At 53.1% G+C, this 23,995-nt stretch carries 16 protein-coding genes; 2 read left to right on the top strand and 14 right to left on the bottom strand.

Features of this window, described 5'->3' with window-relative positions; genetic code table 11:
• Positions 1–845 precede the first annotated feature (845 nt).
• Both LJF34_RS16225 and LJF34_RS16220 read right to left on the bottom strand, forming a co-directional pair.
• Positions 846–1,373, bottom strand: a complete 528-nt coding sequence (locus LJF34_RS16225) for a hypothetical protein (protein ID WP_231186349.1) — start codon at positions 1,371–1,373, stop codon at positions 846–848.
• 266 nt (positions 1,374–1,639) lie between these two features.
• Entirely contained in the window at positions 1,640–2,350 is a 711-nt protein-coding gene (locus tag LJF34_RS16220; protein WP_231186348.1) for a helix-turn-helix domain-containing protein, read from the bottom strand.
• A gap of 391 nt (positions 2,351–2,741) precedes the next feature.
• Here LJF34_RS16220 and LJF34_RS16215 point away from each other — a divergent pair, with 391 nt between their 5' ends.
• A complete protein-coding gene (locus tag LJF34_RS16215; protein ID WP_342765878.1) occupies positions 2,742–4,052 on the top strand; it encodes a PQQ-binding-like beta-propeller repeat protein in 1,311 nt (436 codons plus the stop codon).
• A gap of 716 nt (positions 4,053–4,768) precedes the next feature.
• Here the strand turns inward: LJF34_RS16215 and LJF34_RS16210 are convergent.
• The 7 genes from LJF34_RS16210 to LJF34_RS16180 all read right to left on the bottom strand — a co-directional run bounded on the left by LJF34_RS16210 (position 4,769) and on the right by LJF34_RS16180 (position 16,558).
• The gene (locus LJF34_RS16210) at positions 4,769–5,302 is read right to left on the bottom strand and encodes a sugar-specific transcriptional regulator TrmB (RefSeq protein ID WP_231186347.1); all 534 of its coding nucleotides are present in this window, start codon (positions 5,300–5,302) and stop codon (positions 4,769–4,771) included.
• Between the two features lie 958 nt (positions 5,303–6,260).
• Positions 6,261–7,766 (bottom strand): primase-associated protein, encoded by a 1,506-nt coding sequence (locus LJF34_RS16205; RefSeq protein WP_231186346.1) that lies wholly within the window; start codon positions 7,764–7,766, stop codon positions 6,261–6,263.
• A complete protein-coding gene (locus LJF34_RS16200) occupies positions 7,763–8,566 on the bottom strand; it encodes a DNA primase (protein ID WP_231186345.1) in 804 nt (267 codons plus the stop codon). The genes LJF34_RS16205 and LJF34_RS16200 overlap by 4 nt, the downstream gene beginning before the upstream one ends.
• Before the next feature lie 95 nt (positions 8,567–8,661).
• Complete coding sequence (locus LJF34_RS16195; protein ID WP_231186344.1) at positions 8,662–12,879, bottom strand: hypothetical protein; 4,218 nt, start codon at positions 12,877–12,879, stop codon at positions 8,662–8,664.
• A gap of 32 nt (positions 12,880–12,911) precedes the next feature.
• Positions 12,912–15,131 carry a hypothetical protein gene (locus LJF34_RS16190; protein ID WP_231186343.1) on the bottom strand — a complete coding sequence of 740 codons (2,220 nt, stop codon included), beginning with the start codon at positions 15,129–15,131 and terminating at the stop codon, positions 12,912–12,914.
• A gap of 2 nt (positions 15,132–15,133) precedes the next feature.
• On the bottom strand, positions 15,134–15,940 hold the full coding sequence (locus tag LJF34_RS16185; RefSeq protein WP_231186342.1) for a hypothetical protein: 807 nt from the start codon (positions 15,938–15,940) through the stop codon (positions 15,134–15,136).
• A gap of 228 nt (positions 15,941–16,168) precedes the next feature.
• A complete protein-coding gene (locus tag LJF34_RS16180; protein WP_231186341.1) occupies positions 16,169–16,558 on the bottom strand; it encodes a hypothetical protein in 390 nt (129 codons plus the stop codon).
• 183 nt (positions 16,559–16,741) lie between these two features.
• Between LJF34_RS16180 and LJF34_RS16175 the strand changes: the two genes are divergently transcribed.
• Positions 16,742–17,812 (top strand): CPBP family intramembrane glutamic endopeptidase, encoded by a 1,071-nt coding sequence (locus tag LJF34_RS16175; RefSeq protein WP_231186340.1) that lies wholly within the window; start codon positions 16,742–16,744, stop codon positions 17,810–17,812.
• A gap of 518 nt (positions 17,813–18,330) precedes the next feature.
• Here the strand turns inward: LJF34_RS16175 and LJF34_RS16170 are convergent.
• The 5 genes from LJF34_RS16170 to LJF34_RS16150 form a co-directional block, all read right to left on the bottom strand.
• Positions 18,331–18,882: a VTT domain-containing protein gene (locus LJF34_RS16170; RefSeq protein ID WP_231186703.1), complete on the bottom strand. Its 552-nt coding sequence runs from the start codon at positions 18,880–18,882 to the stop codon at positions 18,331–18,333.
• Positions 18,883–19,650: 768 nt separating this feature from the next.
• Positions 19,651–21,138 carry a glycosyltransferase family 39 protein gene (locus LJF34_RS16165; RefSeq protein WP_231186339.1) on the bottom strand — a complete coding sequence of 496 codons (1,488 nt, stop codon included), beginning with the start codon at positions 21,136–21,138 and terminating at the stop codon, positions 19,651–19,653.
• A gap of 265 nt (positions 21,139–21,403) precedes the next feature.
• On the bottom strand, positions 21,404–22,489 hold the full coding sequence (locus LJF34_RS16160; RefSeq protein WP_231186338.1) for a hemolysin family protein: 1,086 nt from the start codon (positions 22,487–22,489) through the stop codon (positions 21,404–21,406).
• Positions 22,490–23,036: 547 nt separating this feature from the next.
• Positions 23,037–23,327, bottom strand: coding sequence for an amphi-Trp domain-containing protein (locus LJF34_RS16155; RefSeq protein ID WP_231186337.1), 291 nt, complete (start codon positions 23,325–23,327; stop codon positions 23,037–23,039).
• Positions 23,328–23,781: 454 nt separating this feature from the next.
• The coding region (locus LJF34_RS16150; protein ID WP_231186336.1) for an integrase core domain-containing protein at positions 23,782–23,995 on the bottom strand (214 nt) is incomplete at its 5' end.

Genomic DNA, 23,995 nt, shown 5'->3' with positions numbered 1-23,995 from the left:
AAAACTGTCACCAACTCGGTGATTACATCGAACCCTCTACGAATGGTCGGTCGCGAGCGACGCGGAGGTCCCGCGAACGCAGTGAGTGGGACGTCGGTGAGCTGTGCTCACCGGAAGGCGGCATGCGGCGAGCGGGGCGTGCCGTTCACGAATCACCTGTTACCCAATGAGCACCAAATCTCGAGCATCCACTCCAGGTGAGGATTGAAAGGGGCCGTGCGATTGACGAGTGAACGTCCGTGAGCGAGTGAGAAGCAGCGAGAGCTCTGCTCTCGCCAGCCAAGCACCGCAACCGGATAGGAGCGCAACGAGATGCAGCCATCGAGCGTGTGGGGGCTTTCGAGAGTCTCAGAAATAGAGTCGGATTGATTACTGACGACGGATCTCCCAAGGCGGCGTAACAATTGGTTATGTCTCGTGATGTTCTTGTACTCGCTCACCAATCCAGTCAAGGACAGCAAAAAGAACACCCAGGTGGTGATCGGCATCGAGTGGCGATGGCTCAACGATATCTTCTGCAGTCGGTGGTGGATGGAAGTGTTCTGTCGGCGCGTTCGGTTTGGGATGGCGATCCCATCGACATTGCCACGTCTCGGTTGGGAATCTCTCGAGGTAATGGACCGAATAGTCCCCATCCTCGAACCACCGAATATCCAAACGAACGTCCTGAACTGACGGTGGATACTGCTCCGAATACACTTGCAGTTCGAGAACACGTGGTGAGAGTGAATCTGGACGGAACTCCCAGCCACTGATCAGTGGATGCGTGGCTGCCCGCTGTGCAAGTACGGTGAGTGTTGGGATATCGAGTGGCCCGCTCGGACCTTCAGGTCGCTCTGGCACGATTAAGCCTGCACTCGATCATCAGTCGTGGACTCAGCTCGCTGAACCGCCTGTTTGAGGACGATGATATCGCGTCGAATCGTTCGCCACTCGGTAAGGTCATTCCAGCGCTCGTGCAACGATTCATGATCCTCAACTGCATCGTCAGAAGTGGCCACAGCGTCTGGGTCGGGAACGTCATACTTTGCTTGGTAGGCCTGATCGTCCTCAATGAGATCGTCGATCCGAGCACGAAGATCGCTCGGACTGTGTTCACGAGCTAGTTGTTCCACACGTTTCCAACGGAAGTACGAGGGGTTACGCTGGTAGGTTGCTGGCCGCGTGTCGGTTCGCTCAGCGATGCCCATCTCCGTCAGTTGTTCGAGTGCTTGCCGCGCACCGTTCTCAGAGCAATCGGCCCACGCAGCGAATTGCTGTGCCGACACTGGATCGGATGTGCCGACGAGGACGTCATACACCCGTTGGAACGTCGTTCGATTTGCCTGCCACTGTTCACCTGCGTTAGATGCCGGTGTCCCATCCTCGGTCATGACTATCTATTCGGCGCCACAGCTCATATATCTTGTCCTGGGAACCCATATATGTGCTAAACACAGTCATCTTCCTGCTTGATGAATCCACTCTTATTGGTGTGGATCCCTGTTTCATCGAGGAATCGCTCAATCTCTGACTTGGGTTCGATCGGGGATTTGACGGTAATACTCGCGTCCCCATGGTAGTACACGACACACGCACAAGCGTTAGCAAGGACATCCGTCTCTGGGGACAGCGGCGTATCTTGATCCATCTGTCCTGCTCACTCGTCGTCCAGTGGCGGTTCGACCGGCGTCGTCTCCATGTCCTCAAGATCGGGGAGATCCATCTCGTCATGGACATCTGGGAACAGATAGTCGAAGTAGGGATCGTGATCACGGCCGACAGCAAGGGCTGGCACGAGAGCGTACACGATGAGCATCGCTTCCGTCTCACGGACATCGATATCACTCCCAACCATTCGCTGTGTTGTTTTCCCTGCAAAGTGGAGACCAGCACCGCGCAGTGCCGCGACGAGCTTGCCGATCCCATACCGCTCGACGAAATATTCGACATCCTCGTCGACTTCCTGTAGTGCGAAGGCATGCAGCACAGTCGGCGTAATGATGATCGGGAGATGCTTTTCGATGAGCACAATCGGATCAACAGTCAACTGCTGAGGACGGGTTGAGTCATCACGCTTGACGAGACCGAGTGCCACGAGTCGGTCGACATATTCGTACGTCGTCGATTTGGAGAGCCCGAGCCCGTCCATCACCTCCGGTGGCGATACGGGTCCCCAGTAGCAGATATACACGTAGACTCGGGTGAGTGCTGGGTGGTTGAGGAGTTCAACGACGGTTTCTAACCTGGGTGCGTTCTGTGCGAGTGCTTCCGGGGCAAGCGTTTCCTCGTTCAGTGCGTCGGTTGGGGGGTCGAGCGTGTCAATGCCTCCATCTGGGAGGATCCGACCGGAATCGGGTGTTTGAGTCATAGTAACTAGTCCGAAGTCCATGTACTTCAGACTACCGCTGGTTCTAGGGGGACATACTTGGCGTACCACTATCCCATATAGACTGATCGGTCGCGAGCGATGCGGAGGTCCCGCGAACGCAGTGAGTGGGACGTCGGTGAGCTGTGCTCACCGGAAGGCGGCACGCGGCGAGCGGGGCGTGCCGGAGAGAACCACCAGTCACACAGTGAGCACCAAATCTCGACTACCCGAATCGGGTGGGACTGAAAGGGGCCGTGCGCTCGTCGAGCGAGACGACGAAAGCACCGCAACAGAGTGAACAGCAGCGAGGCGCAGCCGTCGAGCGCACGGGGGCTTTCGAGGTGATACTGTACCGCCCGGCGGCGGTTGATCCCACCAGAAAACGTATGCCATGGCCGTGTCGACACCTACCATGGCTCCACTGACGCGTCGCTCCCTCCTCCAACAGATGGCGATTGGGAGTGGGATAGTGAGTGTGAGTGGATGTATCGCTCCGACTATCCCAGGCCTTTCGAACGGGAAGGGCATTCCCAAGCCGTTCACCAACGACGCATACAAAGCGAGCTACGTCTCAGATGGTCGCTGGGCAGTCGAAGGCCATGACGGGGGACGAACCAGCTCTGCTTCGTCGACACTCCCCCATGGCGATGTTGGCGTCGCGTGGCTGCGCCGTCCAGGCACGGACCCTCACGGAACGACGCCACCAATTGTCGGTCCGAATCGTGTCTATATCGGCTATACTGAATCGTCAACAGACGCTGACAATCCTGATGCCTATCTTGCTGGGTTCGATGCGAAAACGGGCAACCAGCAACTCGAGAAACATCTCGACACAGGTCGAACTGTGGGACTCGGATTGGCTGGTGACAGACTGCTTGCTGTAACCCGAAGCCCCGATTACGACCAGGCAACTCTGACGGCTCTCACGCGAAATGGTGCGATCCAGTGGGCCGACACGCTTCCGGACGTGACTGGCTCGCCAGCAATTGTGGACGGAACGTGTTACGTGGCGACGCGCAACGAGGAGAACGCGGTGTACGCCTATTCGCTCGATGGCACCCAACAGTGGCGAACATCTATCGATGGGGAGTGCTACACGGCGACCTGTGCGGACCACGACGGTGTCTATGTCGGCTTATCGGACGGCCGTATCGCGGCACTTAATGCGAGTACGGGTGCGCGACGGTGGAGCAAACAGATCGCCACACCAGTTGAGTGTTGTCCGGACATTCAGGCCACCCCCACGGTAGCCGACGGGCGTCTGTACGTCCCGGGCCTCGCTGGGGAACTCGTTGCAGCCGATACCGCCGATGGAACCGTTCTGTGGCGGACGGCCGTCGGCGACGAGGACGACGACAACGCTATCCCCTCGCCAGCAGTCACGGCCGATACTGCGTACATGAATACGTATCACGAAGGGCTCATTGCAATCGATATTGCAGACGGATCGATTCGCTGGCGATCTGCCGAGAATGGGGACAATCAACCTCCCGCTGTCGGTGACGGTGGTGTGGTCGTTCCGCAGGATGACTCGGTTGTTGCCTACGAGACGAGTGACTGCCCTGTGTGGACGATTGATATCCCAGTCCCCGATATCGGGATGGCAGCGTACATCATGGACACAGAAGTCGCGTTGGCACACGAGATGTGCTACGTTGGGGTCGCTGATGGTCGGCTCTACGCAATTGGTACCCACGAATAATACAAAATGCGAGTGAAAACGAGTGGGAGCACGGAAGACTCACTTCGTTCGTCTTCCGGAGCGAACGTGGGGCAGCGAGACTGCATCTCGCGTGGTCGCGGGATGCCGAACGGCCGAGGGCTTTCTGTGAATCTCACTCATCGGTTTGTCTGCGGTATCATCGATTGCGTCTGAACCTGCGATGGAAACCACGGTCTGGGGCTTTGCTTTCAGGCGTATCCGTATCATCCAGTGCCAAGCGTATTTGCAGACTTAGTCCGTTGACGACGGTCCAAATGCCTATTCGTCCCACAGAGTTGTAATCCGCTGTTCAATCTCGTCAAGGACGAGCGTCAGGATATCACGATGATCGGTTGGCCATGCGGCATCCTCACCAAGCGTCGGAGCAGTGGGTGGTGGATGGAAATGATCTCGAGTATTGTGCGGGTTCCGATGGCGATCCCAGCGACACTCCCAGGCGCTATCGGCGTGTACTTCTCGATAGTGAATTTTGAAGTCGTCGTTCGTGTACCACCGGACAGCGAGCGTCGCCTCATCTACCCACGTCGGATAATACGGCTGAGAGAATGTAACCCGAAGTTCGAGATGGCCGTTCACGTCAGTGATGACTGCCTGTTCGACTTGCTGTGTGGCGCTGAGTCTCGTCTGTAGAAACTCAAGGATTGGTCGATCGATGGGTGCAGGACTGCTCCCATCGCCAGTTGGCGGTACCATTGCTATCCAGACACTTGTTCGTGGTCGGCGGTACCCGCACGTTGCTGGCGTGCTCGTTCATAGCGTGTTCTCTCTTCGCGAGCAGTCATCCAATCGGCGAGATCATTGTACACGTCATCAATCGATTGATCAACGGTTGTCTCGACAACGGCTAGTGCATCAACGTCTGCCGGGGTCGCGGCAGCATACTCATCTTCGTAACTATTGATCGTTGTCGTCAACGTACGCACGCGCTGCTGGAGTTCCTCAAGTGAATGACGTGCCGCGAGCTGATTGATGCGTCGCCACTCGAAATAGGCGTCATTGCGCTCGTAGGTGGTCGGATGCCCGTCGTGTTGGGTGACGATTCCGAGATCTGCGAACCACTGGAGGTATTTTCGGGCAGTCTTTGGGTCACAGTCAGTCCGATTTGCGATTGCACTCGCCGCTACTGGCTCGCGTATCTGGAGGATCGTTCCATAGATTTGTTGTTCGACGTCGTCGCCGCTGAACGCGTCCTCGAAGGGAGGTGGTCCGTCGGTGGGTGAATTAGCCATACTGATTGTTCGAGCTGGCAGGATATAGTTCTTACTTTGAGGAACTATTTCCTCTACAGTTGCGATTGCAATTCGTCATGGGTGTATCACGGCAGTACTCCGAACACTAACTCTTGGTGGTGAAGGACCGGTCATTTCGCATGCCACTCAATCCTTATTCACGCCGTAGCGTTTCACATCTCGGGACGTACAATTTGCATTCTACTCATGGTGTATGTTCTGATAGAATGTGATAAGCGATCACGATTTCATGCTACTCACGAGATGGGAGTCTCTCGATTCACTCTCTCGTAGCATCCGTTGATCGACCAACAGTCAATACACGCACTCTTCTCAAATCATATAAACTCTGAAAACTCGATTGAGGGAATCCAGAAGTTACTATCAGGTCAGCACCAGCCGCCGTTTGACTGCTCATTGTTCTTCTGCACTATCGCACGCCGCTCCGTTTTCAGCGTCCAGATTGCTCGGCACATCTCTGCTAGATTTCTGATGATTCGACGGTTTACCTGATTGCTTGTTCCGCTTGTTTTTCCCCGGTTGCGCTAGTCCCGTTCGTTCTTCGCACCCCCCTCTTTCTTTGGACGTTTTTGGAGGTACGCAAAGGCTTGATACTAGCGGAGAAGTCATACAAACTGGATTAAGCTGTTCTAAGGGCGTAAAATCGCGTTTGCAAATCGAAACCGAACCGCAAAATGATAAATGTGGCGTTTGAGAGACTTTACGTGCCAAAATCAGCATATTTGGTCTGAAGGCCATTCATGTTCGACATGCTATATGAAACCTATCACCGATGCTATGTGAAAAATACAGGGTCAAAACCGCTAAAACCGTTATCATATCGAGGTAGAGCCGCTAAATCGTGTTTGCAAAAACGAGGTCTCGATGGAGTGAAAAGCGAGAGCAATCAATGTACTGTGATCTGATAGAGAAAGAGATTGAATCGGATGGCAGGGACCTAGATGAGTGAAGTTTCAGACCGCTCCTCAAGCAGATCATACATCTCATCAGGAAATGGAAGACTGCCATAGATCGAGTATGGACATTGATCACACCCGATGCAATAGCGCTGCATATCATTGTTCGAACAATTCATTGGAAGGGGGATCTCACCACCAATATCGTTCTCAAGCTCGTACCGAATCTGGTACTCGGTCACGTCGTCATCGTACCACGGCCACCGGGCGAATACCTCTTTCATATCATTGATGAATTCGCCCGCACTCGCGTCTCGGTACTGGGGCAGCCACCACGCCACTCGCACAAGATTGTAGAGATCTTTCCGAACGGGTTTTTTCTCCTGCAGCCGCTCATCCATGGCCGCCAGACAGGGGAGTTCGAAGAGATCCTCGAGGTCGTCAGCATGGATCGGTTGTGCGCCATCGCTGTACTGAGTAAGCGTATATCGGTTTAAACGATCGTTTTCGACAGTGACGCTTGGATGATCTCGGTTCGTGGAGAGAATTGTCCCGAGACTGCGCGGTGTCGAAATAGAAGCGCACACACGTTGCTCCCATGGACGCTCAGGCTCGTACGCCTCAAGAGCCGTATAGAGTTCGCGTGCGGTATGCGTCTGGCCGAACTGGGCGACATCGTTGTCTGCCGCGTGGACAGCGTTGATGATCGTTCGGAGTCGCTGTGTCTGGCGGCTCCAGTTCCGCCAGATCCGGTGCGTTTGCCCAGCAGCGAAAAATCGGTCGATCCGTTCGGTAATCGCCGACTCGTTCGCAGTGAGCCAGCTGCGTTGCTCAGGCGTGAGCGCCTCTTCCTGTGCCGTGAGCAACCGTGAGAACGCGTCCTCAGCATACGACCGATACTTCTGCATGAAATCCGAGACAGGGACGTACAGATGGTTGTTGGCGACGTGTGCTTGAATCTCGCCTTGCTGGTCGCCGTCACGATCCGTCCGTGCCAAGCATTTCCGTGAGGCAGCGACCAGTGGAATCTCAAGATAGTAGCCTCCGCTGAATTCTGGACGTGTCGTAATGTCTGTACAGACACGTCCAGAGTGGGGGCCGTCTTCACCCGGTTCTTTCGCATAGAGAATTTCGGCGATCTCTTGGTGAAGGGTGAAATCATCATACTCACGAATGAGCGAGGCGATATTGTTCACATAGAGTTCCCGTAAATCATCAAGCAGTGCGAGATGACGCGGGGGTGTCTCTTCGAGTTTCGAGTGAGCCATGATACAGACCGCACCGAGGGTTGCAAGGACGGCGAGCATTCCTGGATCATCAACATAGGGTCGCTCTGCAGCCTCCCGGCGTGTACTTGGCGCAAATGCATCACACGTGAACCGCTCAATATCCGCAAGCAGTTTCTCAGTTTCTTGCGTATCATTGACTGTCCACCGCTGATACCCACGTTCGAACAACTGTGTGAGCTGGACCTGGCCTTCATCGCGCGGGAGTGCTGCCACTCGATATGCCATGTACTCGTCGTTCAGTGGAGTCTTCCGGCTCATGGTTCGAGAAAACTGGGAACGGCCTCGGTTAGAAAGTCGAAATCGGGGCTCTCGATCGGTTGGACGATACGGGAGACATCGGCGTGTAGTGAGTAGGGCAGGCGCATCACCCTGCGGCGGTCGGCCGTGACAACGGGATCGATGGGGATCTCATACTCTTCAAGCAATAAGTCGTTGATCACTTCCCGACTTTGCTCGTCATAGCGGTGCTTGTGGTCGGTATCGAGCAGGTAGATATGACAGCCTTGCCCCGAGTAGACCACCAACGTCTCTGTGGCCGCGAAGTCCTCCTCGAAAATTTCCTGAACGATAAATCCGTATTCCAGGGCGTCCTCGATATCCGCGAACGCGTACGGGTAGCCTTCGGGTGCACTATCAAGAATACCCGCTGCTCGCAGCTTTTCAGTCTCGACATCGTCGTCGGTCTCACCAGCGGTGCTTTCACGGGAAGCGCGCTGTGCTGCGATGTCTTTTGCGTCGATATCAACTGCGAGCACCCACGGCCGCTCCCAGTGATCGAGTGCGTAGTAAACCGCGTCGGGGCGTGGCTCTGGGCGTTCGAGGAGATCCGGATCGGCGAGTGCATAGCCACTCCCTTGAGCGGGGTCGTATCGTGCGGGATACTGGATGAACTCGACGAGATGATCCTGCGAATCGAATTGTCGGTCTATGCGGTCGCTGGATCCATTGGTCTGCCATGTATCACGGCGGATGAACGACCGTTCGGGAGCGTGCTGCTTCCGGATCGGGTATGGCTCGCGGAACGCGATGGCGTACTGCTTCGGTCCATCGACGGTCACGAATGACGGTAGCGCGTCGACGTACTCGGGAAACGTCTCTGTGTAGTAGGTGTGAAGATCCTCACGTGTCGCGGGTCGCCATGGTGGGGGCATTGTTAGTCGAAGACCTCCGCTTCGAGACTTCGGAACGTGTGAAGTGCCGTCATCCCTGGATCGTCGTACCCACCGATCGCTGCACGAAGCGAGCTGATCGTCCGTCGTTGGGTTGAACTCAGCGAGAACTCGACTTTCCCGGCGTCGGTGAGTGTCTCGATTGCATCCAGGATGAATGCCTTATCTTCACCGGCCCACACGGCAGCGGCGTCGACGCTCGCCAACTTCTCGTAGTCCGCAACCAATGCCTCGAAATTATTGCTCGGAGTTTCCACTTCACCGACCCAGATGAGGTCGTCTGCAGTGTCGAAGCCAGCGACGTCGAAGACTGTATCCTCCCGGTGTTGATAGTAGACCTCCGTCCGGGCGACGTCTTCTTGTTGGGTGAGCCAAGCCTCGAGAAAGACAACTCCAGCCTTGTGCGGCGTTTTCTCACCGAGATCGCCGACACCTGGACCGGCCTCTAGTGACCGATCCAGAAACTGCCGGCCAGCTGGCAATACGGTGTAGTACTTCTGGCGGAAGGAGCGGTGTTCCTCGAGAAATCCTTTCTGTATGAGTGCCTCGACATCGAGATCAGCAAATGGTTCTTCGAGCACAGTCATGCTCTCTTGGAGCGAATACTCGTCGAGTTGGTAGTTCATTGCATCCAGTACGAGCTCAAGAAACGCTGCCTCATCACGCATTACTCCCTCTGCCCGAAGCGTTGCATCTGGCACTTGTGTCGTTGCGTCACTGAAGCGCGTCGCTGTGCCGTCATCGGACGAGTGGGGGTGTTCCGTTTCGAGGATGTCTTCTGACTCGTCTTCGTTACCATCCGTGGGCGGTGCAGCAGCAGATACATCGAGCGATGTAAAGTCTGGGAGGGAGATTTCGATGCCGTAGTCTTCGGCATGGGCAGCGATTTTCCGGAGTCGATCAAGGAGGTCACTCGTGGAGTCAGTCGTTTTGTGCGCCCGCCGAGCGGCAACGAAAACCTCGTCTTTCGACGCAAACTGACAGCAGGCGCTTGCTCGTCGCTTCTCAGCATCGGCATATTCGGTGCCACAGAGATCACAAACGTAGCCGTCGGCATCTGTATCGTAGTAAACGTGTTCGGAGAGCGCAGCGTCACTTGATCGTTCAGCTTTATCGTCCGTGTCCCTCGGCTCTTCGCCTGCGTCTGTGGTTCCTGCCTCTCCTTCGCTACTAGATCCGTTCTGGGTACCCGTTTCTGTCTGCTCGGACGATGTGGAGTTCGGTGTGTCGTCAGGTGGTGACTGCTCCGTCGTCGGAGCACCGAACATGGAAGCGCGTCCGAAATCCTGTTCGTCACTCGGCCGGTCGCTCGCTGGTGTGTCTTCTGTGCCCGATTCGACCTCACCGTCTGCAGCTGTGCCTGTGGCGTCACTCACACCCTCTCCACCGAAGAAAGGTGTCTCGGCTGGAGTGCCCCCGTCGGCAGCTTCAGCGTCGGCTGTGTGCTCTTGAGACCCGTCTGTCTCTGCGGTGCTCTCCTCACCCATCTCTTCAAGCGTGTCCCGTGCATCGTCATGCCCGATCTTGCTCGGGCGATTGAGGATACTGCATTCGTTTTGAGTTCGTCGTCTGACCTGTGGACGGGCCATCTCTTCAAAGAGGTGGCGTGCGTCACCGGCGAGCGGCTCATCACTTTCCGGATGTCCCTCTGGAATGGGTAATGGTGCGAGTGAGAATGTCGTCGGATCTGTTTTGCCAAAACCGGGACTCGGAAGTTGCACGACCCACTCGCCAGACGGCAACCGTTGTATCCGCTTGCTGAGATCTTGTTTGGATAAATTCTCATGGGCCATTGATTTCGCGAGCTCATCGTCAACCTCGATGTTCCCGATGATTTTCGTCTTCACGTTGTTCAAGATCTCTTTGTACGGTCGATTGGATATCGTATGATCATTCACTTGATCGGGGTACTGCATGATTAGGCCAAGGCTCACACCGAAGCCCCTGCCTTGGGGCAAAAACTCCTCATAAACGAGTTCGGAGGTCGCAACCGCTGCCGCTTCTTCAATGATGACGTTCGCAATCTTCTCATCAGCGGCCATTGGTTCGTCCTCGCCTGTCCTGCTTTCATCGGACCATCCCTGCGCAGCATCCCAAAGGTTGCTCAGCAGAACCATCGTCAGTGCGTTGCGCGAGTCGCTACGCAATTCACCGATGTCGAACAAAATCACTGCATCTTCATCGAGAAAATGCCGAAAGTCGAAGACATTCTCGGTGTATTCGTTGGCTTCGTCGTCCCACTCAGGGACGTGATTGAAGATCTGGTAGAGGTGCTCAAGTTCGACCAGTTTGTTCAGTCGATTCGCAGCCCCACCCATTGACTGCTGGAATTGCGCCTCGTCCAACTCACATTGTTGGAGTAACGCCCGCTCGATGTGGGCATTCTCTGCACAAATTTCCGGAATAATGCGTTCATGGCGCATCTGATACACGGCCTCAATGAGCGTATCAAGGCTGAACGCATCCTGGCCATACTCTTTATCGAACAGCGCTTTGATCAAGAATGTCAGGATCTCGTTCGCAACGAACGCGCGATCGTGCGTTTCTTTCCCGAGAATCAGCCGCATGACTTCGTGGAAGTGCTCGACGGTATCCTGAATCGCGTCTTCGCGGCGGCGCCCCATCGCAAGCTTGGGACGAATATCGAAAAACGAGAAGGCTGGGAGCATCTCCGGCGCATCAAAGTGATAGACGTTATCCAGCGTCCCGAATTTCGCGTAATGGGCTTTGAGGTAGTTTTCAACCATTGCATCGCCTTTCGATTCGAGCAACACTGTTGGACCGCCGACGTGCTCACTCAGTGTGAGCATGTCATTCTGGACGCTTTTGGACTTGCCCGAGCCAGTCGAGGCAGCGCGAATGTAGTGTGTAACGAGTGTCGATATGTGGGCATAAACAGCGTCATCAAGGGGTTGGTCTCGATCTTTGAGCGGCAAACCAATCGCCATCCCGGGTGCTGATAATCGGTCTAACATCTCCGGTGCTGGGAGAGACAACGGCTGTCGAAGCCGCTCTTTGCCACGAGTACCACGGGCCCCTTCTGTGGTCAATGCATGGGCACTCGGTACAGCCACGAAATTAGCAAGTTCGTCTGCATTCAAAATGAGCTGTGGGCGCGTCCGTCCTTGGCGTGAAATCTTGAGCGACCGATCGAGCAGTCGTTTGAGCTCTTTCTTGGCCGGATCGCGAATATTGGTCAGCCCTTTCGTAAGACGCTTCCCGTCCAGTTCATAGTACGCTCCATCGAGATGATTGAACGCGTTCGCAAGTGCGTCGACGCCACTCTGCACCGTTCCAATAGTCGTCTCGGTAGCGTCAGAGGGTGGAACCCCTGCTGCGCGTATGTTTACTAGAAACGTCTGGGACGGGTTTTTCTGGTCGATGAGTGCCTGCCGGGAGGCAGCTCCTCCACTTGTGGCGTTTGGTGACTGTTGGATATTCTCCCCGATCTGCGGTGCGTCTCGGCCACGCCGTCGATCGCGAATCTCTTCTTCGTCATAGCCCCGAAGCATATCTCTGAAATTGGTCTTCGTGGTCTGGACGAACCCATCACGTTTCGTCTGAATATTCTCTTTGCGAGTGTTGGCCGCTTTCTCCCAGTCCGCATACCGAGTGAAGAGCACTTGCAACACGGTGGGGGCACTCGCGTTCGCAAGCCGCTCGACGGCTGTTGCGAGCGGGGCTTTCACCGATGCACTGTCGCCACTCTGTGTCGCGTGGAGCTGTGAATACTGTGTGAGCGGCGTCATCCAGTCGTCAGTGCGCGTTGCCACGCCCTGCCACCGAGCCGCGATTGGCGACCGGTTCACTAGTTCCGATCGCGCATCATTGATCGGCTGGGACTCGACAGTATCTTCGTCGGTATCCGTATCGGGTTCCCTGGTGGATGGCCCAAGTAGTTCGTCGGGAAGTACGAGTTCTTCCTCTGAAAGATTGTAACTCGCCGGATATGCAGTAGTCAACTCCGAGCGGACCGTCGACAAGAGCGATTCGTCAGTGGCACCGAGATAGAAGCGCACCGGCGTTTGATTCCCTTGGGTAAGTGCGAGGAATTCGAACGTCGGGGCATTCTTCCGTGGATCATATTTGACCTTCCAGCCGGATTTCAGCTTACGCAGGCCGGCAAGCCGAGAGATGATATCGGAGGGTGTGACACGTTCGTGGGCTGGTTCAATTCGAATGTAGCGACGTGTGCTGGTCATGGGTGGTGAATTGGTTCCTGTAATTTTGCGCGTTAGCTGGTGGTCGGTGTGGATTCGCGAGCTTTTTCTAGAATCGACGGTGGGATGTCATACTCCTCGGCGCGTCCGTCCGCAAGCAAATAGGATACATCGCTCGTGTCGAGCGCATTCTGCTCGATCAAGTATTCCCACGGATCGAGATCTTCGTCGAGGACATGAACGGCAAACTCATCAACGTGCAGCTGAATGCGCTTTTTCCAGTCATTAACGAGCAATAGGCTCTCCGAGTGCGTTCCGTCTTCACCGGTCTGTGCAGAGGCGATGAATCGCTGTTCGTTGTGGGTAAGATCGTGGGCAGCGATCATCTCCTCGCTCACTGATTCGTGCCGGAAAATCTGCTTGATGTTACAGAGGTTGTAGATCTCACGAGCTTTCTCGAGTGCATCCGCGGACTGTTCGGTGGATTCGACGAGGAACTCATCCACCGTCTGGGAAATCAGCGTCAGGCCGGTGTTGAAGTGACGACTATGCCGGATGAACAAGTCGATTAGATCCGTCGTGGCTGCTCGGCGCAAGAGATAGTGAGCTTCGTCAATCGTCACCTGCGTCCGGCGATCGCTGCTCTGTGCTCGCTGGTAGATCCAGTCGAACATCACGTGCATAAACAGCGGGGCTTGTCCCGTATCGGAGAACATCGACATATCGATGGTCACGAGCCGATTGTCGAGTTCGACGTTCGTCCGTCCGTTCAGATTCGCATTTTCGCCACCTTCTTGGAAGGCCTCGAGTCCGAGCAACAACTGGTAGGCGAGTCGTTCGTCCGTCTCTCGGAATCGATCGGCGATATCCTGCACTTTCGGAGCAACTCGTCGTTTATCGGCATCAGAATGATAGTCGAGAAACTCAGTGGGATCATCGCCATCGGTGATGTGTTCGAGGATATCGATGATATCCCCGATTATTGGACTCGTGTTTTCGTGCGTGGCTGGATCCTCGGTGATTCCGTACTGGTAATAGGAGAGCAAGACGGCACGCCGAAGAATCCCCTCTTGCTCATTTGAAAGGGCTTGGCCATCACCCGCAGCAAAATGCAGCCGGAACAACTCCATGACCGATCGGTACTTCTTGAGGAACGGATCTTCGACGACGTCGTCGATCCCACGACGAATCTCGAGTGGGTTGATCGTGTTCTCGCCACCAAAGCGGATCACCTGTCCACCGAGATCCTCTGCAAAGTCGACGAAATCCGCGAGTGGATCCAGGACGAGAAGTTCTATTTCGGGATCCATCATCATCCGATGGAACATCTCATACTTCTCAGCGAACGTCTTCCCCGAGCCCATCTCACCAGCAATCACCTTCGAATACGAGGAGAATCGGTAACGATCGAGGAGAACGGGGGTATGCGTCCCGTCGAACCCGTAATAGACACCCTCGTCATCGGCCAACGCTGGCTCGATGAATGGGAACATCGTGCCGACAGCTGTCTCCTGCATGAGTTGCGTGGCTTTGATCGGGTCATTCCCGAGCGGCGCAAGCGCGTCCTGGGACTCGACTTGGCGCTTCTCCAAGGGAACCGCTTCTGTATTCGCCTTGGCGATGATTTCCAAAGCACGCTCGGTTGCCTCATTCAGTTCCTGCTTCGAGTCGGCGATGATCTCGAAATAGATGGCAAACGTGAACAGCTTCGTCTCGCCACGAATGATATCCCAAATGAGATCAGAGACAGCCTCATGATCGGATTCGAGTTCGTGGGTGTCACTCTGATTTTTCTCGTCCTTCCGATAGAGACGAGCACGGAGCTGTGTGAGGCGATTGCGGAGTTTCCGCAGGATCTCGTGGGAATCACGCGGCCGGATGTGCTGTGTAACTCGGATGTTGTCGTGCGTTGTATAGAGGTCGTCAAGCCAGCCGAGCGGAACACGCTCTGGATAGCCGTGGATCGTCATGGTGTGCACGTACTGACCACCACGCACCATGTACCCTGACTCTAAGAGCCCTGATTCCTCGGAGATCTCGTGTGGGGCGATGATATCTCGATCGGCAAGCGAGCGTTCCGTCTCATCTTGGAGAACGCCAAGACGAATCTCACCGTCCTCGGCATTTTCGAGTTTGAGGAGATGTTTCGCTTGGGCCTGGATATTTTCCTTCGAGAGTTCGTCCCCATTCGCTTCGAGGATGGCGGTCGCCCGGTCGAAGATTTCATCATCGATCTCATCCAGTCCCGGCTCACTCTTCAGACCTGGAATGAGTGACCGAAGACGAGAGCCCATTGTTAGATCTCCCCCTTGGAGAATGTCGCGTGATCAAAGCGGTCGAACTCCGGTTTCACGTGATTGTAGTAGTGATACAGGATTTCCATCGTCTCCTGGCGAGTGCTGACTAATTCAGTCGCGACGTCTGTTCGCCCGAGTTTATCGATGACGCGGCGCTGGCGATTGTGCACTTCCCGGATGCACAGCTCGGTTTCTGCGTTCTCGTGATTCTTGACCCACGGAAGCCGTTTGAGAATGTTTGCGCCAGCAGAGCCGATGAGCGGGAGTGTGCTGAGTTGGTTGAGGACGCTTCCGGTATCCAGGTTTGTTGTGACCTGTGCTGCATTGACGCGGATGACGATGTAGTAGTCTCGAGTCTTGATCCCAGAGCCGTCAATGTTGTCCTGGGCCCACTGAATGTAATATCGGCGTCCATACTGGAGGATCGGGGACTGGCCGCGTGCAGCAACGCTGGTGCCACCGCGAATGAACTTGTTGTAGTGCTCACCAAGGTTGAACTCCCGGGGATAACAGGGAATAGCGATCGACCAGTCGAGCGCCATGAGAAACGAAATGTAGTCGCTCATGACCTGCCGGCGCTGGTCATAATTGAGTGTCAGCCAGTTCCGGGGCTTGACTTTCACGAGTCCGATATAGTCGTCACCGTCGACTGCAACGCCGTCATCACGAACGTAGTCAAAGCCAAGCTGGGCTTGCGTTGTCGTTTTCTTGTTGAGTTTGTCCTCGAGGTGGAACTGATCACGAGCTCGCGCTTCGTCACGAGCTGTCGGAAGATCCGTGTCGATGTCTGCGAGGGCGGCATCCATCGCTCGGAGGACGTCCAAATCTGATTCGGGCCGTTCCGCATCGGTTTTGGATGCGTGATCGGTTATCCCGAGCGCTGTCCGTACTGTGGGGCCATCAGCGGATGATTCATTTGGTGCTGACGTGGAATCAGATTCATCCGTCTCGGTTTCGGCTTCGTCTCGACTGGTAGACTGTCCAGTACTGGCTGTCGAGGGTTCAGTGGCAGGCGGTGGTGAATCCATGGTCGTTTACTGATGGGAGTCGTGGTCGTCTTCCGCTTCGATCGTCTCGATGTCGAGGCCAGCGTGGCGGACACCAACCACATCTTGAGTTTTCGTCATTTCTGTGGCGGGTCGCGTCCGGCGATTACGGTAGGTCGTGGTGCCGAGGTAGTAGTGGACACAGGCTCGCGCGTAGCTCAGCGGCCGTTGTGCGGCAGGCGTGATGAGGAGAATCACCACACCGAGCGCGAGCGCAAGGCCGGTCGCCATGAGAAAGAGATCGCCAGAGGCGCCGAGACTCTGCGCGATGCCGAGGCCGAGAAACGGAAGGACGAGTGCTTCGCCAATGTCGCGGGCGGTCAGACCAAAGATGAGCTTTGTGTTGATGATCTGGCCGGCGATTGGGAACGTTTCCATTTGATATTATCTTATGCTGTGACTAGTTAATAATTACCCCATGTGTCGGCTTTTGTTTTAATTCTCACTAACACTAAGGTATTATTCTAATCGGTGTGTGACTCCCTCCCAGAAAACATACTCATGAAGTGTTGACGCATCTAATTTAAATGGAATCCGCAGCAATAGTCCCTTCACGTATTGATGACCCGAACGGACTACCTGCACACGCTGATGAACGTTTTCCAACTCAGCTGGATCGAGCGCACCGATCGACCATGCACCCCACTTCGGCTCCTGTTCTCATTGATAATCGTCATGTTTGCAATTGTGATCGGACAGGTCGTGTTCGGTCTCGGAACTACTCTCCTAGGCTATCTTCCATCGGTTGGTCTTGACGACATTCTTATCGTGCGGATGGTCTCGGCGGTGAGTGGCCAGTTCATCGGCTCTGCGTCGTGGGTTCTTGGCTTTATTGTTGCTGCCTGGTTTCTCGACCGGCGCTATCCCTCTGATATGGGGCTACAAATCACCCGTGAATGGGTCGGTGAGTTCAGCGTTGGATTTCTGCTTGGTATCGCTCTGCAAGGTGCTATGCTGCTCATCGGGCTTGCTGCCGGTTGGCTTACGATCACCGGATGGCTGACAGGCGAAGTAAGTCTCGAACTGATCCCGTGGTTCATCATGACTTTCGTCTTCTATCTCTGTATTGGTGTCCGAGAAGAAGTCCTGTTTCGTGGCTACCTAATGACAAATGTCGCGGAGGGGTTGCTCTGGTTTGATGGTGTTGACCGGTCGATGGCAGTTTGGATTGCAATCGGTATATCATCGATCTGTTTTGGCTTCTGGCACTGGGGTCGGTCAGTCAACTTTCTTATCTTTGCCGTGGTATTCGGGCTTCTCTTTGGACTCAGCTATGCACTGACGGATTCGATTGCGCTCCCGATTGGTTTGCATACTGCATGGGATATGGCCGAAACATCTCTTTTTGCCTCACACGAGCTCCCAACGAACAAACTCATCGAGACCACCGCAACGACGTCTGTCACTTTCATCGGCAACGTCACCCCCCTTGATCTGCTCTCGTTCGCTGCGTTGCTTCTCGGATCCGTCGCTGTGGTTGGCTGGATCTATTATCGCACCGGCAGGGTTTCGATTCATCAGGATATTGCCGTCCCGGATTTACACGACAACCACTACTCGTGGATACGGAACCTATTCGTGGTGGAAGGGATTGATGATCTCTATGATTCCACCGGAGTCGAAAAGGAATGAGATGAGTGTGTCTGTGGTGGCGATCCACTGCCTCATGTTGCACTAAGCAGACGTGGACACACCTGATCTCGAGTGAAGAACCACTGGTGGGAAATGCCGAGTGCTACCGACTGAGCAGAGAATTGTTTCTAGTGAACGTATACAAACGTGTCTATCAGAACACGGTTAGCGAAAGGGTGATTACAATTTGATTGGCAACAAACTCTTGATTACCAGTCATGTGAAGGAATGTTGCTACCACTTGGGCTTGGATTGCTCTTCTATGCGATCATACATCACGATACAGAGCGTTCTACAACTAGGGAGGACTCTGTGACCTCACTCGATACGAATCTGTATAAATTCTATGAGAACCGGTACAAGCACTAATCATAGGTAGACAACTGTTTTCAGCCATTGTTCCCGATCATAGGCGTGAAAAACGGGATTGGTGTCAATCTCGTCCGACCTGTGGCGTTTCTGTGCCGTCTTGTTAGGCTACTGTTAGCAGACAATTCCTGACGTAATCTAGTTATATATTAAAGTAAAGTGAAGGCGCCCCCGACAAAGAGAACAGTTACCACGAGTCGGCCAAGACTGCCGAGAAATGTGGCAAGAGCGAATTTAAAATAATCGTCTTCAAGAACTGCGAAGGCATAGATCGAGATCGTATCCGGAAAAAATGGGATACATAAGGCACCTGCCAACCCTCCATACCCATAGGTTTGGGCCAGTTGGACAGACCGATTTTCAGACCACTTTATGACATCAAAACGAGAACGGCGTAACCAGCGAATGATTGGTCCAGCCCTTTTCGCCTCTTGACCGATATGGAACGCTAATAAGCTACCAAGAGCTTTACCAAAAGCACTGCAGAGCATGATAAGTGCGAGTTGTGCCCAGGATGGGAGCCCCAGCTCCAGAGGTACAGCTAATACTACTTCACTTGGTCCCGGTAATACAAAGGCAATTAAGAAAGAGTAGATGAATACAAGTCCAATGCCTGGCCATCCAGTCGCCGTTTCAATGGCGAGATTAAATCCGTCAACAAGGTTGAGTAATTCGCTATTTTGCCCGAATTCGGTACTTATCAAGACGGAATCACAGCACAAAATGAGAGATAGCAATTAGTAAGTATTTGCCTTCTAATCCCCCACAACAGGCCCTTCATCACAGAAAGCTGATAAATTTGCGCTGGACAATCGTTACTACAAATGCCGAATAATAGACAAGGAATGATTTAGTATCGCCATCAGGCGATACAATGAAATCCGATCACTTATCGTCGATGACGGAGAATCTGAATTCGTCGATTAAATGGTGACTCATCAGGAGATCATTGCGGTGTTCGGTGGCCTCTTTGCTGTGTTAATCTGGGGAGTAGTGAAGTTGTGGTGGAAAAACCGCCGTTGACTCTTACCTATACTGGATATTCTTAGTTGAGTAAACGATGTCGGTTTTAAGATAATAATCGTCGGGATTGATATCCTGTGGTGGCATTTAACAAGCCAAGGATGACCAATCAGGGGGAGTGGCAAGATCCATTCGACCGAACAGGTATGCGTCTCATTGAATTCCTGTTCTCCGACCAAATCCTAAAAATGCTGTCGTGGGTAGTCATCGGGAGTATATTTGTTAGTCTTGCAGTAGTCCGGTTGCTTGGAGAGTACCGTGTTCCGATCGAATTGCTCTTCTTCTTATTTCTCGGACAGGGATTTATCTTCATCGGATTCTATTATCTAACCCAGGCAACTGCATCCCCAGATTGCCAGAAGATATTTGCTTCAAAAAGATAGCGTGATAACGGCGTCTAGTAATTCGCAGTTTGAAGGTGTCTGTCTGACTCAAAACTGGGTCTTCTATCGTACCGGGTGTTTCGGGTCTTCGACAAAGCGATATGCTGTAATACCGGCAAAGTGTTTGATGGCTGCACGATTATGCGTCCGACGTACTACACGGAGAACCTTTCGTCGATGTGGTTGTTTCGAGGACGAAAAGACGACCCATACTGTGTCGACATTCCTGACTTGTTTTCGAATCTCTGGGCGAAGTGGTCCTGTAATATCACCAGCTGTCGGCATCCCGGCTCGATCGAAGTAATATCCGAATGGCGACGACGACTTTCGTTTATCGACGATGATCAGGTCATCGGGCGAATAGCCTTGATCGACGAACTTGGCAGCGGATTCAAATTCCCGTTTCTGGTGTTCTGTAAATTGAAAGCTATTTAGGGCGACGGCGTTGAGCAGGATGATTGCGAATAGTACTGTTCGGACATTGGGACGCGGGATGAACGCAGCACCACGCGCAAAGAGAAGATACAGTGCAACGGAGCAGCCAATCAAATATTTGGGGAAGAATATTGGTTGGATCAGATACGAGAGGACGACTGCCAAACTGGTGGGGATTAACAACCAACTCCAAAGGAATACTGATTTTTTCCGGGAGAGAAAGTGAGAGGGGACGAACAACGTACCTCCGATGCCGATGAGTAGCCCAACCTGAACGGCGATACTCATCGGTGGATGCGGATATCGAACCGTGAAATGGGTGTATGCAGAGATGATATCATGCCAATTTGGTGGCGCAGGAATGTGCTGTACTTGGCTTCCGCTCCCATAGGAATGCGGGATGAACACTTTCGCTGCAATCATCCCGACCGCCGGTGCTGCTCCTATACCTACCGGGATGGCTATTCTTCCTGCTTCTCGAATACAAGACCGCCAGTTCTCGGTACCTATCCACTCTCCCCAAAAGAGATAGAGAAGTTGAGATGTGATAACGAAGAATCCAAACACGTGGGTATATGCGAGAAGGATAGCCGAAATGATGAAGAGAGCCATCTCCTTGGTTTGCTTCGAGGTCAAATAGCGAAGTAAGCAGTAATACGATGCGACGGTGAGAAAAGCGAGAAGCGAATACATTCGCGCTTCCTGCGCAAAATATATCTGAAAAGGACTCACTGTCAGCATTAGTGCCGCAATTGCAGCCACTTGAAACCCATATAGCCGTTTTCCAAGGGCATAGAGAACAGGAATCGAAGCGATACTGAACGCTGCGGACAACATCCGCACCGTTCCCTCTTCGGTTCCGCTAATGGAAATCCATGCTTTCAACAGAATATAGTACAGCGGAAGGTGGGGTTGAGCTTTTGGGAGTTCAGTAACAAGTTCCGGGAACGTCATGGTGTGGATGAAGTACATTGTAATCGCCTCATCCAACCAGAAGCTGTCAAAGCCGACCGTATGAACTCGTAGAATACTTCCCAATCCGACAGTCAGTGAAATGAACAAGAACTGATAATAGTCAGAATACTGTAAGTCAGCGTGTAAATCGCCGAGATTCATTCAGAGATAGTTTACAGACATACTATTATCAATCTCCTGTTCTTCATCGTAGTAGACATTGTCGTGGATTAATCACATCTCATTGACTTTTTTGACTGTTTCTACAACAAGTCTTGCTCCGCTTTCCCGTTTTGAGTCACCTTTCGATTGAGATAGCTTTCTCTGCCGTACTCAGTGCAGCCCTCGCTATGATAGTCTCTACTCGCCATTGGAGAGAGTACATATTTTAGATGATATTTGACGGAGACTATAATTAGTCCAAAGATTACTGCGACCCGTTGAGGGGATCTTCGAGTTCGCCAGCAATCGCTTCAAACGCGTCAGTTGCAGTTATGGCTCCCACTGTTCGACCATTATCTATTACAAGTGCAATCTCTTGATCTGCTTCTTGGAACGTGTCGATTAGGTCGCTGATCGGAATATCCGGTGCAACAGTCAATGCAGGGGACGCTATGTCAGCAAGGTTTGACTCCTCCTGTTCGAGTGCCTGCTGTGACTGAACAACAGCATGAAGATAGATAGTCCCGATAATGTCGTCCATGCTCTCTCCAATGAGAGGAAAGCGCGTATGTGGATGTGAGCGGATTGTTTCAAGATTCCTCTCAAATGACTCCTCCGTTGAGACAGTGATGATTGCATCTCGATCGATCATGAGATCAGATGCATGAATATGATCGATTGCAACTGCGTTGATGATTTCTTCCCGTCGATCAGCAGGAATATCCATATTCGCCATGGTTGATCCCATCTGATTAATCAACCCCTGACGCGTGTCTGCCCCCTCCTCAATCTCTTCTTCAGCCCAGGATCGGGTCATTTCGACTCCAAAGAGCGAAAGCAGTGCTTTTGCTGTCCAATCAGCAAGCCGAATGATTGGCGAGAAGATACGTGTCCACCAGTAGAGAATGGGTGCACCGTATTTTGCAACCTGTTTGGATCGCTCAATCCCGAGGTACGTCGGTGCTTGTTCACCCACTGTGAGATGAAGAAGGTTGATGATCGCAAGGGAAGTGATTGCTGCCAGTGCAGTGTGTCCACCTCCTCCTGAGCCGAGGAACCCTCCGATTCCAAGCGCAGTAATGAGTGGATTGACCACTGCGGCAAGCGCAGGTTCAGCGACGACACCAAGACCAACACTGCAGATAGTAATTCCGAGCTGGCATCCTGAGAGGAAGATTTCTAGTCGTTCGGTCATCTCCCAGGCGCGTTCAAGACCACGTGATCCTTGGAATTCCTCTTGTGTGAACTGGCGAACACGGGTCATCGCGAATTCGATTGTGACAAAATATCCATTGCCGAGTAGGAGAATCAGTCCAGCTGTCAACCGACCGATCGTGCTGATATCAACCATTCACTTGCTCATACCATTGGGAGTATTGTTTAAAAGTATCTCTCTATATTCGATATCCGATAATAGACTCAGTACTCATTGTGTTGTAAAACGTAGGGCAAGGTGATGGTTTTTGATTTCTCCCATCTGGATTCCCCCCGCTGGTCGAGTCAACCAATGCACGCGACAATCGACTCAACGATAAATAGTACATCGACCCCGACCACAGCGGAGACAATCGTCAACCACACGTGCGATCAGTTCCGAGGGGAAGCCCACGTACTACCGCGTGGCTTCGAAGATGGAGGCTCATTGGACTTCTCACAGCGACCCACGTAAGTGAAGCGTTGATGGCTGAACTCGAAAAACCGCTTAATCAGCAAGCGACCGCTGGATTCGGTCGCACAGTCCGTACTCCTCGGTGGAGACGGTTAGAAAATGACAAAATATGGAAAATAAATCACGGAAGATCAGGTTGAATATCAGTTCAACTACTGGTTCATAAATCGAATGAACCGATTCGACCGGATTGTTGTACTCAAGCGTAGAGGCAATTGGCGTCTGTGCCTCACTCAATCTCTAACGGACCGCCCCCACCGCTACCGTCACCGCCACCGTCTTCGTCCCATTCGAGTTCAAATTCGATACTCAATTCACCAGGGCTATTCGCCGGTCCCTCACGTTCTGCTTTGACCTCGAAGGTTGGGCGAGCGGGCGGATCCAGCGTCACGGACTCATTCCCTGCTTTCAGCGTAATCGCGTCTTTATTTTCGAGATTGTCCGCGACTCTTCGCAGCAGTGCAGCGATTTCTTCCCTTGTCTGATCGCTCTCGGACTTGAACAAAACTTCTTCTGGCATGCAACAACCAATATGCTCGGTGAACCCTTAAGTGGAACTATAGCCCGACGTTCATTTCAGTCGGCCACATAATTGGTGGAAGTTTCACTTCCCATTTTCTCCCGTCCGAGTTCAGCAGTCTATTTGACAACTATTTCACTTGCAATTCTGGTGTTTTTCGGATGTGCTCTCCTATTCGATTTAGAAGGGTGAAGAGACAGCGCTGACTCCTCTGAACTGCTCATAACACGAATCAGCGATTCAGAATCGTTGATCGAGGAGCCCTCACGAATCAATCACCACAAATTGCGCATAGCTCGAATTGAGAGTTCTGGGAGACATCCACTTCTGCTTATACTGCCCAGCGGTAGTAAACCACCCAAAAACACCGATTATAGGAAATCAACCTCGCTGCCGTCGTACGTTCTACTTCAGTTATCAAACCAATCACGCATCTTGAAACGGGCGGCACTGTCTAGTTTAGCTCCTCTTCGACAGGTGTTCGGTTGTCAAGCGATTGGTGCGGTCTCTGATGGTTATAGTAATGTACAAACTGTTCAATCCACTGCTGGACGCTGGGCCGACTGCCCACCCACGACGTATGGAAGCGGTCGATCCGCTGTTTGAGCGTGTGAAACCACTTTTCGATCAGGTTTCGCTCGGTGTAGTCGAGCCGACCGCGCAACCCA

Source organism: Haladaptatus sp. DYF46 (assembly GCF_021083305.1).
Lineage (GTDB): Archaea > Halobacteriota > Halobacteria > Halobacteriales > Haladaptataceae > Haladaptatus.
Note: the sequence above shows the minus strand (reverse complement) of the source record. Positions and strands in the feature narration are given on the sequence as shown.

Bases quoted from the DNA above. Each gene is read 5' to 3' on its own strand.
- LJF34_RS16225 (WP_231186349.1), bottom strand. From the start codon at position 1,373: ATGACCGAGGATGGGACACCGGCATCTAACGCAGGTGAACAGTGGCAG.
- LJF34_RS16220 (WP_231186348.1), bottom strand. From the start codon at position 2,350: ATGACTCAAACACCCGATTCCGGTCGGATCCTCCCAGATGGAGGCATT.
- LJF34_RS16215 (WP_342765878.1), top strand. From the start codon at position 2,742: ATGGCCGTGTCGACACCTACCATGGCTCCACTGACGCGTCGCTCCCTC.
- LJF34_RS16210 (WP_231186347.1), bottom strand. From the start codon at position 5,302: ATGGCTAATTCACCCACCGACGGACCACCTCCCTTCGAGGACGCGTTC.
- LJF34_RS16205 (WP_231186346.1), bottom strand. From the start codon at position 7,766: ATGAGCCGGAAGACTCCACTGAACGACGAGTACATGGCATATCGAGTG.
- LJF34_RS16195 (WP_231186344.1), bottom strand. From the start codon at position 12,879: ATGACCAGCACACGTCGCTACATTCGAATTGAACCAGCCCACGAACGT.
- LJF34_RS16190 (WP_231186343.1), bottom strand. From the start codon at position 15,131: ATGGGCTCTCGTCTTCGGTCACTCATTCCAGGTCTGAAGAGTGAGCCG.
- LJF34_RS16185 (WP_231186342.1), bottom strand. From the start codon at position 15,940: ATGGATGCCGCCCTCGCAGACATCGACACGGATCTTCCGACAGCTCGT.
- LJF34_RS16180 (WP_231186341.1), bottom strand. From the start codon at position 16,558: ATGGAAACGTTCCCAATCGCCGGCCAGATCATCAACACAAAGCTCATC.
- LJF34_RS16175 (WP_231186340.1), top strand. From the start codon at position 16,742: ATGACCCGAACGGACTACCTGCACACGCTGATGAACGTTTTCCAACTC.
- LJF34_RS16165 (WP_231186339.1), bottom strand. From the start codon at position 21,138: ATGAATCTCGGCGATTTACACGCTGACTTACAGTATTCTGACTATTAT.
- LJF34_RS16160 (WP_231186338.1), bottom strand. From the start codon at position 22,489: ATGGTTGATATCAGCACGATCGGTCGGTTGACAGCTGGACTGATTCTC.
- LJF34_RS16155 (WP_231186337.1), bottom strand. From the start codon at position 23,327: ATGCCAGAAGAAGTTTTGTTCAAGTCCGAGAGCGATCAGACAAGGGAA.